Source organism: Pseudomonas sp. FYR_2, from assembly GCF_043106425.1.
Lineage (GTDB): Bacteria > Pseudomonadota > Gammaproteobacteria > Pseudomonadales > Pseudomonadaceae > Aquipseudomonas > Aquipseudomonas monteilii.
In genome coordinates this window covers 85,869-99,781 of record NZ_JBICMM010000051.1, presented here as the reverse complement: position 1 = coordinate 99,781, position 13,913 = coordinate 85,869, and the positions used below count along the sequence as shown (strand labels likewise).

At 61.6% G+C, this 13,913-nt stretch carries 12 protein-coding genes; 5 read left to right on the top strand and 7 right to left on the bottom strand.

The features are described from left to right. Positions 1-181: 181 nt before the first annotated feature. The 5 genes from hemB to glaH form a co-directional block, all read right to left on the bottom strand. Positions 182-1,156: a porphobilinogen synthase gene (gene hemB / locus ACF8R4_RS22880; protein WP_013972900.1), complete on the bottom strand. Its 975-nt coding sequence runs from the start codon at positions 1,154-1,156 to the stop codon at positions 182-184. A 174-nt stretch (positions 1,157-1,330) separates the two neighbouring features. Further along, on the bottom strand, positions 1,331-2,224 hold the full coding sequence (locus ACF8R4_RS22875; RefSeq protein ID WP_060499018.1) for a PA4780 family RIO1-like protein kinase: 894 nt from the start codon (positions 2,222-2,224) through the stop codon (positions 1,331-1,333). Positions 2,225-2,311: 87 nt separating this feature from the next. Then, positions 2,312-3,703 (bottom strand): GABA permease, encoded by a 1,392-nt coding sequence (gabP, locus tag ACF8R4_RS22870; protein ID WP_104834802.1) that lies wholly within the window; start codon positions 3,701-3,703, stop codon positions 2,312-2,314. Between the two features lie 152 nt (positions 3,704-3,855). Continuing rightward, entirely contained in the window at positions 3,856-5,106 is a 1,251-nt protein-coding gene (gene lhgO / locus ACF8R4_RS22865; RefSeq protein WP_060499016.1) for an L-2-hydroxyglutarate oxidase, read from the bottom strand. Between the two features lie 114 nt (positions 5,107-5,220). Continuing rightward, on the bottom strand, positions 5,221-6,198 hold the full coding sequence (gene glaH / locus ACF8R4_RS22860) for a glutarate dioxygenase GlaH (protein WP_060499015.1): 978 nt from the start codon (positions 6,196-6,198) through the stop codon (positions 5,221-5,223). 194 nt (positions 6,199-6,392) lie between these two features. Here glaH and csiR point away from each other — a divergent pair, with 194 nt between their 5' ends. The 3 genes from csiR to ACF8R4_RS22845 all read left to right on the top strand — a co-directional run bounded on the left by csiR (position 6,393) and on the right by ACF8R4_RS22845 (position 9,212). Then, a complete protein-coding gene (gene csiR / locus ACF8R4_RS22855; RefSeq protein WP_012272506.1) occupies positions 6,393-7,088 on the top strand; it encodes a DNA-binding transcriptional regulator CsiR in 696 nt (231 codons plus the stop codon). A gap of 74 nt (positions 7,089-7,162) precedes the next feature. Continuing rightward, positions 7,163-7,843, top strand: coding sequence for a response regulator transcription factor (locus ACF8R4_RS22850; RefSeq protein ID WP_016714103.1), 681 nt, complete (start codon positions 7,163-7,165; stop codon positions 7,841-7,843). Continuing rightward, the gene (locus tag ACF8R4_RS22845) at positions 7,821-9,212 is read left to right on the top strand and encodes a HAMP domain-containing sensor histidine kinase (RefSeq protein WP_060499014.1); all 1,392 of its coding nucleotides are present in this window, start codon (positions 7,821-7,823) and stop codon (positions 9,210-9,212) included. The genes ACF8R4_RS22850 and ACF8R4_RS22845 overlap by 23 nt, the downstream gene beginning before the upstream one ends. Before the next feature lie 38 nt (positions 9,213-9,250). Here ACF8R4_RS22845 and cysS read toward each other — a convergent pair whose 3' ends face one another. After that, complete coding sequence (gene cysS, locus ACF8R4_RS22840; protein ID WP_060499013.1) at positions 9,251-10,633, bottom strand: cysteine--tRNA ligase; 1,383 nt, start codon at positions 10,631-10,633, stop codon at positions 9,251-9,253. 9 nt (positions 10,634-10,642) lie between these two features. Continuing rightward, positions 10,643-12,346: a glutamine--tRNA ligase/YqeY domain fusion protein gene (locus ACF8R4_RS22835; RefSeq protein ID WP_060499012.1), complete on the bottom strand. Its 1,704-nt coding sequence runs from the start codon at positions 12,344-12,346 to the stop codon at positions 10,643-10,645. Positions 12,347-12,594: 248 nt separating this feature from the next. Here ACF8R4_RS22835 and ACF8R4_RS22830 point away from each other — a divergent pair, with 248 nt between their 5' ends. Next, the gene (locus ACF8R4_RS22830; protein ID WP_060499011.1) at positions 12,595-13,095 is read left to right on the top strand and encodes a peptidylprolyl isomerase; all 501 of its coding nucleotides are present in this window, start codon (positions 12,595-12,597) and stop codon (positions 13,093-13,095) included. Next, positions 13,092-13,814 carry a UDP-2,3-diacylglucosamine diphosphatase gene (locus ACF8R4_RS22825; RefSeq protein WP_182408729.1) on the top strand — a complete coding sequence of 241 codons (723 nt, stop codon included), beginning with the start codon at positions 13,092-13,094 and terminating at the stop codon, positions 13,812-13,814. The genes ACF8R4_RS22830 and ACF8R4_RS22825 overlap by 4 nt, the downstream gene beginning before the upstream one ends. The last annotated feature ends 99 nt before the right edge of the window (positions 13,815-13,913 follow it).

The following is a 13,913-nucleotide window of genomic DNA, read 5'->3' as shown; positions in this document are numbered from 1 at the left end:
TATCCCTGTCTATGAATGCTCTTAGGGTTCAGATACAACGGGACACTAAATAATTCAGCGCTTGACGATTTTTTGTGAATTGGCTTGCTGGCGTCTTCGCGGCTGAAGCCGCTCCCACAGGGGCATTACACGGCTTCAAGGCACAGGTGAACAGAGGCGCCGCAAAGCGGCGCCCTATTAATCAGATACCCTCGCGGGCCAGGTCCATGGCGAAGTAGGTCAGGATCAGGTCAGCACCGGCACGCTTGATTGCGCCAATGCTTTCACGCACCACCCGGCCTTCATCGATGGCACCGGCCAGGCCGCCGAACTTGATCATCGCGTACTCGCCGCTCACCTGATACGCAGCCAGAGGCAGGCGCGACGCTGCGCGGATGTCGGCGATCACGTCCAGGTAGGCGCCAGCCGGCTTGACCATCAGCACGTCTGCCCCTTCCTGCTCGTCCAGCAGCGACTCGCGCACCGCTTCGCGGCGGTTCATCGGGTTCATCTGGTAGCTCTTGCGGTCGCCCTTCAGCGCGGTACCACCGGCTTCACGGAACGGACCATACAGCGACGAGGCAAACTTGGTCGAATAGGCCATGATCGCCGTGTCATGGAAACCGGCACCATCCAGCGCGCTGCGGATAGCCTGTACCTGGCCGTCCATTGCCGCCGACGGGGCGATGAAATCGGCACCGGCAGCGGCAGCGATGACCGCTTGCTTGCCCAGGTTGGCCAGGGTGGCGTCGTTGTCCACACCGTGGTCATGCAGCACGCCGCAGTGGCCGTGGCTGGTGTATTCGCAGAAGCAGGTGTCGGACATCACCACCATTTCCGGCACGGTGTCTTTGCAGATGCGCGACATGCGCGCAACCAGGCCGTTTTCGTTCCAGGTGTCGCTGCCCACAGCGTCCAGGTTGTGCGATACGCCAAAGGTCATCACCGACTTGATCCCGGCACGGGCGTAGCGCTCGATTTCCTGGGCCAGCAGCTTTTCGGGGATGCGATTGACGCCGGGCATGCTGGTGATCGGCACGAAGTCATCGATGCCCTCTTCGACGAAGATCGGCAGGATCAGGTCTTCCAGGCGGAACTCGGTTTCCTGGAAGATCGTGCGCAGGGACTCGTTCTGGCGCAGGCGGCGGGGACGAACGGAGGGGAATTGGTTGGACATGACAGCTCCAGGGCATTTTGAACGGCGTATACCTTATGCCTGTCACGCGCCAGTGAAAAGGACAAATGACGAGATATTGTCTTGCGTCAAAGGCAATGACTGTTTGGCGCCCTGGTTATCCTGTATCGGCCTCTTCGCGGGCACGCCCGCGATGAGGCCGGTACAGGCAACCTATTACTGAAGCCAGGGCGGCGTCGGCTCTTCTGCCTTGGTCGGTCCATGCTCGGCCTCGGCCCGCGCGGCACGGCGGCGGGCATCATCCATGCGGGCAGCATCGATCTCGCGAATGACCCCCGTCACGTCAGCTTCATGTTCGTCATCCTCGAACACGCCAGTCAATGGGCTGTCGGGAAGCAAGTCACCGGCCTCGTACAGCGCCCACATTTCCTGCGCATACCGGGTGCTTTTCAGCTCCGGCGCAAAGCGCCCGAAATAGTGGGCCATGTTGTCAACGTCGCGCTGCAGCATGTTGAAGGCATGGTTGTTGGCCGCCGCATCCACCGCCTGTGGCAAGTCGATGATCACTGGCCCGTCCGGGCCCAGCAGCACGTTGAACTCCGACAGGTCGCCATGCACCAGCCCGGCACACAGCATCAAGACGATCTGACGAATGACAAAGGCATGGAACGTGCGGGCATCCTCGGCTTCAAGGTGCACGTCGTTCAGCCTTGGTGCGGCATCGCCATCGGCATCGGTTACCAGCTCCATCAACAGCACGCCGTCCTGGAAGTCGTAAGGCTTGGGCACCCTCACGCCCGCGCTGGCAAGGCGAAACAGCGCCGCCACTTCGGCGTTCTGCCAAGCGTCTTCGGCTTCCTTGCGGCCGTACTTGCTACCCTTGGCCATGGCCCGGGCCTGACGGCTGTTGCGCACCTTGCGGCCTTCCTGGTACTCGGCGGCCTGGCGGAAGCTGCGCTTGTTGGCTTCTTTATAGACCTTGGCGCAACGTACCTGGCTGCCACAGCGCACCACGTACACGGCGGCCTCCTTGCCACTCATCAACGGCCGCAGTACTTCGTCGACCAGGCCGTCTTCGATCAGGGGTTCGATTCTTTTGGGTGTCTTCATCAGGCTGTGTTCGGGGTCCTGGCTGCAATGGCGGACATCCTCTCACAGCCTGATGCGACTTGCTCGTCTGTCTTCAGACCAGACGTGTCAGGCACCCTGCCCTACGCTGTTCACCGGCACTGCACGTGCCCGGCGCCGCGTGACCAGCAGGCCGGAACACACCACAAGCACCGCCAGCACCATGGTCGACACCACCTCAAGGCGGTGATCCGGCCGGAACAGCATCAGCACCAATACGCCACTGATGAACAGGATCACGCCCCAGGTCAGCCACGGGAACAGCCACATGCGGTAACCCAACGTCTTGCCCTGTGCAGTCAAGCGTTGGCGCAGGCGCAGCTGGGAAACGGCGATCACCAGGTACACCAGCAGGGCAATGGCGCCGGAGCTTGCCATGAGGAAGCCGAACACCTTGGCTGGCACCAGGTAATTGGCAATCACCGCCAGGAACGCAGCACCGGTAGACAGCAGCACCGCTACCACTGGTGTGCCGCTGCGGCTGGTCACCTGGGCGCAAGCCGGCGCATCACCGCGACGGCTCAGCGAATAGACCATGCGCGAGGCGGTGTACAACGACGAGTTAAGGCAGCTGGTCACCGATGTCAGCACCACGAAGTCGATGATGGCCTTGGCATTTGGCACGCCCAGGGTATCCAGCACCGTAACGTATGAGCCTTCGGTGGCCAGGCGCGGGTCGGTCCACGGTACCAGTGCGATAACGATGAAGATCGACAGGATGTAGAACAGCGTGATCCGCCAGATCACCGAATTGGTGGCCTTGGAAATGTGCTTGCCCGCCTCGTCAGACTCGGCTGCCGCAATCGTCACCACCTCGGCACCGAGGAACGAGAACATGGTAATCAGCATGGCGCTGAGCACTGCGCCGAAGCCATTTGGCATGAAACCGCCGGTGTCCCACAGGCGCGAGACCCCGCTGACGCCAGAACCCGGCAACAAACCGAAAATGGCGCACACGCCAAGCGCAATAAAGCTGACGATAGCCACCACCTTGACCAGTGCCAGCCAGAATTCGAACTCACCGTAGTTCTTCACGCTGAACAGGTTGGTTGCGGTCAGCAACAACGTGATGACCAGCGACAATACCCAGATCTCCAGTTGCGGGACCCAGGAATTGATAATGGTGGCGGCGATGTTGGCTTCGATCGGGATGATCAGCACCCAGAACCACCAATACAGCCAACCGATGGTGTAGCCGGCCCATTTGCCGATGGCGAGGTCGGCATAGGTGGAAAACGACCCGGTATCTGGCGAGGCTACCGCCATTTCGGCCAGCATGCGCATCACCAGCACTACCAGGCCACCGGCCAGGATATAGGCCAGAATGGTGGCCGGCCCGGCTTCAGCAATGGCACGGCCAGAGCCGACAAACAGGCCTGCACCGATCACGCCGGCAATGGACAGCATGGTGACATGCCGTGATTTCAATCCATGACTCAAATTGTTCTTGTGGGTTTGCATGGCGCTACCTTGTTGTTTTTGTCATGCCCGCGAAGGGGCCGTCGGCTGGCACGATCACCGACGCAGGCGCGAAAAAGCCCGCCCTGCCCTAAATGGTGAGTAGGGCAGTTCGGGTTGAGTAAGAGGAGACCGCAAAACGTATTACCGGTGTGTCAGCTGGCAACCCGCTGGCTGGCTGCACGATCCGCCTTGGGGATGTGGCCCCCTTGCCGGCTGACCTGCTCGCACACCTTTTCGACAATGTAGGCGCCGATCGGAATGGCCGAGGTGGCGGCCGGCGACGGCGCATTGCACACGTTCACGCTGCGCGCGGTGTTGACGAACAGGAAGTCGTCGATCAGCTTGCCGTCACGCGACACCGCCTGGGCGCGTACGCCGGCCGGGTATGGCGTGAGGTCAGCTTTGGTGATGCTCGGGCAGTACTTCTGCACCTGCTTGAGGTAGCCGCCCTTGAACAGCGAGTTTTTCATCTCGATCAGGCCCGGGCGGAAGTTCTTCGCCAGTACCTTGAGAATGCCGGGGGTGGTGAGGGTCTGGAACAGGTCACCAGGGCTGACGTCGGTCTTGCGGTAGCCCTCGCGCTTCATTGCCAGTACGGCGTTGGGGCCGACGGTGACGGTGCCGTCGATCATGCGGGTCAGGTGCACCCCCAGGAACGGCATCGACGGATCAGGAATCGGGTAGATCAGGTGGTTTACGATCTGGTCATGTTGCTTGGGCAGCAAGTAGTACTCGCCACGGAACGGGCAGATCACGAACTCGGTGCGCAGGCCCAGCATGCTCACCACGCGGTCGGCCATCAGGCCCGAGCACGTTACCAGGAAACGGCTGCGGAACTCGTCGCGCTGTGTGCGTACGATCACTTCGCTGGCCTGCTCCTGCAAGCCGACCACCTCAGCGCCATAGCGGATTTCGCCACCGGCACGCTGGAAGTCTGCGGCCATGGCGGCGGTCACTTGCGCGTAATTGACGATGCCGCTGGACGGCACGAAGATGCCACCCATACCTACGATATTGGGCTCGCGCTCGCGCAACTCGTCTGCCGACAGCCAGTAGCGCTCCAGGCCATTGGCCTCAGTACGCTCCCACAGCGCCTTCATGCGCTGCATTTCCAGGTCGTTGGTGGCCACCAGCAACTTGCCACACTCATCGAAGCGGATGCCGTGCTGGGTGCAGAAGGCCTTGGTGGCCTTGTTGCCTTCCAGGCAGAAACGCGCCTTGAGGCTGCCGGGGGTGTAATACACGCCGGCGTGAATCACGCCGCTGTTGTGGCCGGTCTGATGGCGAGCCGGGCCGGATTCTTTCTCCAGCAGGAGAATCTTCGCGTCCGGGTAGACCTTGATCAGGTGCATGGCCGTGGACATGCCCACAATGCCACCGCCAATAATGATGAAATCGTACACAGCCTTACCTCACACGCAGGCATTGCCTGGCTGGCTCACCAAGGCCCGCGCGGGCCTTGGTGGCATCGTTTTTTTGCAAAAGCGCATGGGCGGGCGCCCGCCCGACACCCTTGATTATTGCCCGCGCTGGTACAGCGGTTTTGGGAAGGCGACGTAACCACGCTGACGCATCAGTTCACGGCGCAGGCCCTCATGCGGGGTGAAGCGGTCACGGCCATGCAGCCAGAACAGGTTGTTGATCAGCAGGAAGCTGCCTACACCTACCGGTATCGACACCTTCTTCTCGCTGCCTTCCAGCGAGTCGGACAAGGCGTTCAGCCAGATGCCTTCCTCGTAGTTTTCCGGCTGCACGAACTGGTCAATGTAGCGCATGGTCGGGCGGCCTTCGCCATCGGTGTCGAACACCGAGTGGAACACATCCTCGGCAACCTTTTTGCTGGGTGGCGCGGTCCAGCGCATTTCGCGGCGTGCCATCGGGTGGCGGAAGAATTCCTCGCACTGCTCCCAGTCGTCCAGGTGCAGCAGCAGCGAGTTGCCACCTTCCATGTTCTTTTCGTCGATCTTCAGCATCAGCACGTAGTCGGTGATCTGGTTCACGAAGGTGCCGTCGTTGTGCAGCTCCATGACCCGGTGCGGCTGGCGCAGGTAGCTGTCGGAGTTGTCGCTGTTGACCACCACGAAGCGCGCATAGAACTGCCCACTCATGGCGTCGTAGTTGGAGCGGCCGATCAGGTGTGCACAGGCGGTGGTGAACTTGACCATGTCCTCGGCCTGGCTCACGTCATCCAGGCCAATCGGGGTAATCAGCATGCCGCCGGTCGTGCGGTCGAGGATGGTGTTGAGCAGCACGGGGCGCAAGGTGCCCTGGCACAGCTCATCAAGAATCTCACCTACCCGGAAGCGCAGGAACGACTTGTACTCCAGCGCCTGCACCGGCCATTGGGCGACGGCCTGGACGAACGCTTCGACGGTTTCGCGGGCAAAGGTCAGTTCCAGCAGGCGCGGCGACTGTTTCGAGGGAGCGATGGTGTAACCACGCGGTTCGAGCGGCAGCGGCATCACAAGTTCGTCGATCTGCGTAAAGGCGTTCATGGCAGTGTCCTGGCAAAAAGGTGGTTGGCGCTATCCAGTGATGACCTGGATCAGTGAGGGCGAGCTAAAAATATCGCTACTCAATAAAAATGTCTACATTTTTATCTTTCATAGCTATTAAGCGTTATTGTCCATTGTTTTTCGTCCGCAGAGGGTTTCGGTATGATCACCAAAACGTTTTGAGGAACAGGATCTTGGAAGCGCTCGCCCCACGACAAAACTCAGCATTCAGCGGGTATGAGAGGCTCAAGAAGGACATCATTCGTGGCGTGTTCAAGCCCGGTGAAAAACTGTTGATGAGCGCCCTGAAGGAACGCTACGACCTGGGCGTGGGCCCGCTGCGCGAAGCGCTGTCGCAACTGGTGGCCGAACACCTGGTCAACGCCATCAGCCAGAAAGGCTACCGGGTGGCGCCCATGTCGCTGGACGAGATGAACGACATCTACGATGCGCGCGCCAACCTGGAGGCGATGATCATTGCCTTGGCCATCGAGCGCGGTGATGACGCCTGGGAGGCGTCAGTCCTGGCCCACTCCCATACACTGGCCAAGGTCGTGGAAGTAAAAACCCGCGAACAGCGCCTGGATGTGTGGGACGAACGGCACAAGGCGTTTCATACCGCCATTGCCTCGGGCTGCGGTTCCAAACACCTGCTGCAGGCGCGCACCTACCTGTTCGACCAGGCCGAGCGTTATCGCCACCTGTGGCTGACGCAGACGGTGTTTTCCGAACAGGCGCTGGAGCTCAAGCGCCAGGAGCATGCGGCACTGGTGGAGGTGATTCTCGCCCGCGACGCCAAGCGCGCCAGCGCCATGATGCGCTCGCACCTGATGACGCCGGTGCCGATCATTGCGCAGATCATGCATGCCGAGGGTATCGGCGCACGCTAGATGAATTTTTCTTAAATCGCCGGTTGTCTATTCTTTGGCACAATCAAATCTCTATTAGATGCCCAGGAACCAGCATGCCTCGCGTACTGACCATCGAAGACGACGCCGTCACCGGCCAGGAAATCGTCGCCGAACTTACCAGCCACGGCCTGGACGTGGATTGGGCCGACAATGGCCGTGAAGGCCTGGCCAAAGCCATTGCCGGCGGCTACGACCTGATCACCCTCGACCGCATGCTGCCCGAGGTCGACGGCCTGACCATCGTGACCACCCTGCGCAGCCTCAAGATCGCCACCCCGATCCTGATGATCAGTGCCCTCTCCGACGTCGATGAGCGGGTACGCGGCCTGCGTGCCGGCGGTGACGACTACCTGACCAAGCCGTTCGCCTCCGACGAGATGGCTGCGCGGGTCGAGGTATTGCTGCGCCGCAACAGCGTGCCCATGACCCAGACCCGCCTGCAGGTCGCCGACCTGCAGCTGGACCTGATCAGCCACGAGGCGCGCCGTGGAGACAACACCCTCAACCTGTTGCCCACCGAGTACAAGCTGCTGGAGTACCTGATGCGCCACAGCGGCCAGGTGATCACGCGGATGATGATTTTCGAGGAAGTATGGGGCTACCACTTCGACCCGGGCACCAACCTGATCGACGTGCACATCGGCCGCCTGCGCAAGAAAATCGACTCCCCCGGCCAGTCGCCGCTGATCCGTACGGTACGGGGCTCCGGCTATGCCATTGCTGAACCCGTCTAAAGGCTGGAGCTCTTCGACCAGCCGCCTGCTGGCGCTGTACAGCTTTCTGTTCGTGGCCTGGAGCAGCATCCTCATGGGGGTGCTGTATTTCGAGGTATCCAGCTACCTGAACAAACTCACCCGCCACTCCATGCTGCAACGCCAGCACCTGTTCGCGCACATGAGCGGCAAGCAGCTGGATGACGCCCTGATCGCCAGCCAGGCCTTCGAAGAACGCAGCTTCGACGCCTACGGCCTGTTTGACGCCCAGCTCAACCCGATGGGCGGCAGTGTGCGTGCCCTGCCCCCGGAACTAAGGCTGGACGGCAAGATCCATGAGTTGAAACGCTGCCTGGATGCCGACGACCCACACCTGCCCCGCGACAGCTGCGATGCGGTGGCGATCAAAGTGCAAGATGGCCGCTGGCTGGTACTGTTCCGCGATAACGGCTCACTGTTCGTGGTGACCCGGATTATTCTCGATGCCCTGCTCTGGGGTATCTCCTTGACGCTGATCCCAGGCTTTGCAGGCTGGTATCTGTTGCGCCGCCGGCCGTTAAAGCGTATCCGCGCGATCCAGGCCCAGGCCGAGCTTATCGTCGCGGGTGACCTGACGCACCGCCTGCCCTTGTCGGCCAGGCGCGACGAGCTGGACATGCTGGCCGCCATCGTCAATGCCATGCTCGACCGTATCGAGCGGTTGATGCATGAGGTGAAAGGTGTGTGCGACAACATTGCCCATGACCTGCGCACCCCTCTGACTCGCCTGCGCGCCCAGCTGTACCGCATTCGCCAGCAGAGCGATGTGGACTCTGCGCAAGCCGAGGCGCTGGACCAGGCCATCGGCGAAACCGACACCCTGATGGCACGTTTTCGTGGGTTGTTGCGCATCAGCGAACTGGAAGACCGCCAGCGCCGTGCCGGGTTCGTTCAGCTGGACCCGCATGATTTGCTGGTCGAACTGCACGACTTTTACCTGCCGTTGGCCGAAGATGGTGGTATTCATCTGGAATTGCACCAGCCCGCGCAGCTGCCGGCTCTGCACGGTGACCGCGAACTGCTGTTCGAGGCACTGGCCAATCTGGTGGGCAACGCTATCAAGTTCACGCCCGAAGGCGGGCAAGTGGGGATTAGCGCGATAGTGGACGACAACCGCCTGCAACTGGCCATCGAGGACAGTGGGCCGGGTATCCCCGAGGAAGAGCGTACTGCGGTGTTGAAGCGGTTCTATCGCAGCGATGAAGGCCATCGCCATGCCGGGTTCGGGCTGGGGTTGTCGATCGTTGCGGCGATCGTCGACCTGCACGGGTTCGGGCTGGAGATTGGGGAGAGCGAGTTGGGTGGGGCGAAGTTGGTGCTGCATTGCCCACTGGCGGGGCTAGCCAAGTAACCATTGGGGCCGCTCTGCGGCCCCAATCATCGAGCCGATCAGTCAGCCAGCCGCCAGGTAGTAGTACCCTTGCTGTCTTCCAGCACCACACCCATGGCGGTCAACTGGTCGCGAATCCGGTCCGACTCGGCCCAGTTCTTGTCCGCACGCGCCTGCAGGCGCGCCTGAATCAGGCTTTCAACCTCGGCCGCATCGACCTTGCCTTCGGCGCCCGCTCGCAGGAAGTCATCGGCTTCCAGCTGCAGCACACCCAGCACATCACCCAGCTCACGCAGACGACCCGCCAGGCCGGCAGCGGCCTCCGGGTCGCTGTCGCGCAGGCGATTGATCTCACGCACCAGGTCAAACAGCACGGCGCAGGCTTCGGGGGTACCGAAGTCGTCGTTCATCGCCACGCTGAAGCGCTCGACGAATGCCTCGCCACCCTTGGCTGCCACGCGTGGCAAGCCGCGCAGGGCGTGGTAGAAGCGTTCCAACGCGCCCTTGGCGTCACGCAGGCTGTCTTCGGAGTAGTTGATCGCGCTGCGGTAGTGGCTGGCCACCAGCAGGTAACGCACCACTTCCGGGTGGTACTTTTCCAGCACGTCACGGATGGTGAAGAAGTTGTTCAACGACTTGGACATCTTCTCGCCATTGATACGGATCATGCCGCAGTGCATCCAGGCATTGGCGTACTGCTTGCCAGTGGCCGCTTCGCTCTGGGCAATCTCGTTCTCGTGGTGCGGGAACTCCAGGTCGCTGCCACCGCCGTGGATGTCGAAGCTCTCGCCCAGGCAGCACGTGGACATCACCGAGCACTCGATGTGCCAGCCCGGACGGCCCGGGCCCCATGGCGACTCCCAGCTCGGCTCGCCCGGCTTCACGCCCTTCCACAGCACGAAGTCCAGCGGGTCTTGCTTGGCTTCGTCGACCTCGATGCGCGCGCCGATGCGCAGGTCTTCGATCTTCTTGCGCGACAGTTTTCCGTAACCGACGAACTTGCCGACGCGGTAGTACACGTCACCATTGCCCGGGGCGTACGCGTAACCCTTGTCGATCAGGGTCTGGATCATCGCGTGCATGCCGGCGATGTGGTCGGTGGCACGCGGTTCCTGGTCTGGCGGCAGGATGTTCAGGCGGCGCTCGTCTTCGTGCATCGCATCGATCATGCGGGCGGTCAAGGCGTCGAAGGTTTCGCCGTTCTCGTTGGCCCGGTTGATGATCTTGTCATCGATGTCGGTGATGTTGCGCACGTAGGTCAGGTCGTAGCCGCTCTTGCGCAGCCAGCGGGTGACCAGGTCGAATGCCACCATACTGCGGCCATGGCCCAGGTGGCAGTAGTCGTACACGGTCATGCCGCACACGTACATGCGCACCTTGTTGCCATCCAGCGGCTTGAAGGTTTCCTTCGCTTTGCTCAGGGTGTTGTAGATGGTAAGCACGGCGTTTCCTCAGCTGCCCCAGGAGTCACGCAGGGTGACAGTGCGGTTGAACACCGGGCGGCCCGGCTGGCTGTCTTTCAGGTCGGCACAGAAGTAGCCTTCGCGCTCGAACTGGAAGCGGTCCTCAGGCTGGGCCTGGGCCAGCGACGGCTCGGCACGGCAGCGGCTGAGCACTTGCAGCGAATCCGGGTTGATGTTGTCCAGGAAGCTGCCGCCCTCCTCGGTCTTTTCCGGGTTCGGCGAGCGGAACAGACGGTCGTACAGGCGCACTTCGCACTCGATGCTGCCTTCGGCCGGTACCCAGTGGATCACGCCCTTGACCTTGCGGCCTTCAGGGTTTTTGCCCAGTGTGTCCGGGTCGTACGAGCAGCGCAGCTCGACGATGTTGCCGTCGGCGTCCTTGATGGCCTCGTCGGCGCGGATCACGTAGCTGCCGCGCAGGCGCACCTCACCGGCCGGTTCCAGGCGCTTGTAGCCCTTTGGCGGCGCTTCCATGAAGTCGTCCCGGTCGATGTACAGCTCACGGGAGAACGGCAGCACGCGCACGCCCATGTCTTCTTTCGGGTGGCGCGGCAGCTCAAGCTGCTCGACCTGGCCTTCCGGGTAGTTGGTGATGACCACTTTCAGCGGGCGCAGCACGCACATGGCACGCGGCGCGGTGCGGTCGAGGTCGTCACGGATGCTGAATTCGAGCATCGACATGTCGACCACGCCGTCGGAGCGGTTGGTGCCGATCATTTCGCAGAAGTTGCGGATCGAAGCCGGGGTGTAGCCACGGCGACGGAAGCCGGACAGGGTCGACATGCGCGGGTCGTCCCAGGCTTGGACGTGCTTCTCGTCAACCAGCTGCTTCAGCTTGCGCTTGGACGTGATGGTGTAGTTCAGGTTCAGGCGGCTGAACTCGTACTGACGCGGGTGCGCCGGCACCGGCAGGTTGTCGAGGAACCAGTCGTACAGCGGACGATGCCCTTCGAACTCCAGGGTGCAGATCGAGTGGGTAATGCCCTCGATGGCATCCGACTGGCCGTGGGTAAAGTCGTAGTTGGGGTAGATGCACCACTTGTCACCGGTCTGGTGGTGGTGGGCATGGCGAATGCGGTACAGGATCGGGTCGCGCAGGTTCATGTTTGGCGAAGCCATGTCGATCTTGGCCCGCAGCACGCGCTCGCCGTCCTTGAACTCGCCAGCCTTCATGCGGGCGAACAGGTCGAGGTTGTCTTCCACGCTGCGCTCGCGGAACGGGCTGTTCTTGCCCGGCTCCTTGAGGTTGCCACGGTATTCCTTGGCTTGCTCGGGGGTAAGGTCGCAAACATAAGCCTTGCCCTGCTTGATCAGTTCGACTGCCCAGTCGTGCAACTGGTCGAAGTAGTCGGAGGCATAGCGCACGTCGCCCGCCCAATCGAAGCCCAGCCACTTCACATCGCTCTGGATGGCGTCGATGTACTCCTGGTCTTCCTTGGCCGGGTTGGTGTCGTCGAAGCGCAGGTGGCAGACGCCGCCGAATTCCTTGGCCAGGCCGAAGTTGACGCAAATCGACTTGGCGTGGCCGATGTGCAGGTAGCCGTTAGGCTCCGGCGGGAAACGGGTGACGATGCTGCTGTGCTTGCCCGAGTCCAGGTCGGCCTGGATGATCGGCCGCAGGAAGTTCGCAGGGACAGCGGGGGCGCCTTTGGCAGCGGCGTTGGGCGCGTTGTCGGCAGTGGGCTTGCTCATAGGATCCTTGAATGCACGTGTCCGGCCTGGGTAGGCCGATTGAATCAAAGGGCCTATCATAGCCGAAGCAGTCAAGCTGCTGACAGTCGGGCCCGGACAAACTGGCGTGATTTATCACGGCTTTTTGCCGCAGCCTGGCAAAATGGCCAGTGCGCGCCATGTGTCGCGATCACCTGATCCTGCGTCAGGTAATAACACGCGCCCTGCGCACCCTAATTTCTGATTGCCTTGAAGAAGCGAGTTTCAGCATGTCCAAAGTCAAACTGAGCACCAACCACGGCGACATCGTCCTGCAACTGGACGCCGAGAAAGCGCCGCAGACCACCGAAAACTTCGTTCAGTACGTCAAGGACGGCCACTACAATGGCACCGTGTTCCACCGCGTGATCAAGGGCTTCATGATCCAGGGTGGCGGCTTCGATGCCAACATGAGCCAGAAGAAAACCCGCGCCACCATCCAGAACGAAGCCGACAACGGCCTGAAGAACAAAAAGTACAGCATTGCCATGGCACGTACCATGGAGCCGCACTCCGCCTCGGCGCAGTTCTTCATCAACTCGTCCGACAACGACTTCCTCAACCACAGCGGCAAGAACGTGCAGGGCTGGGGCTACGCCGTGTTCGGCGAAGTGATCGAAGGCCGTGAAATCGTCGACGCCATCGAAAAGGTCGCCACCGGCTCCAAAGCTGGCCACCAGGACGTTCCGAAAGACGACGTGATCATCGAGAAAGCCGAGATCATTGAGTGATCCTGCTGATCTCCGATCTGCATTTGCAAGAAGAACGCCCGGATATTTCCCGGGCGTTTCTTGATCTGCTCGATGGCCGCGCCCGCCACGCCAAGGCGCTGTACATCCTGGGTGATTTTTTCGAAGCGTGGATTGGCGACGATGCCATGACGCCCTTCCAGCAGTCGATCTGCCAGGCCATGCGCCGGCTGAGTGACAGCGGAACGGCCATCTACCTGATGCACGGCAACCGCGACTTCCTGATTGGCCAGGCCTTTTGCGACGCTGCTGGCTGCACGCTGTTGATTGACCCCAGCGTGATCGAGCTGGGCGGCGAACAGGTGCTGCTGATGCATGGCGACACCCTGTGCACCCGCGACCTTGGCTACATGAAGATGCGCCGGTTACTGCGCAATCCGCTGAGTTTGTGGATCTTGCGTCACCTGCCGCTGTCGGCCCGCTACAAGCTGGCGCGCAAGCTGCGCAACGAAAGCCGCACGCAAGCGCGGATGAAGTCTACCGAGATTGTCGACGTCACGCCGGAGGAAGTACCCAAGGTGATGGCGGAACATGGCGTGCGCACGCTGGTGCATGGCCATACCCACCGACCGGCGATACACAAGCTGGTGGTCGATGGACAGCCGGCACGGCGTATCGTGCTGGGAGACTGGGACCGCCGGGGCTGGGCCTTGCAGGTGGATGAGCAAGGGTTTCAGCTGGCGCCTTTCGAGTTTTCCTGAGGGTGCAGGGTTGCCCGGGCCGGCCTCTTCGCGGGTAAACCCGCTCCTACAACGGACGCGTAAATCCTGTAGGAGCGGGTTTACCCGCGAAGGGGCCGG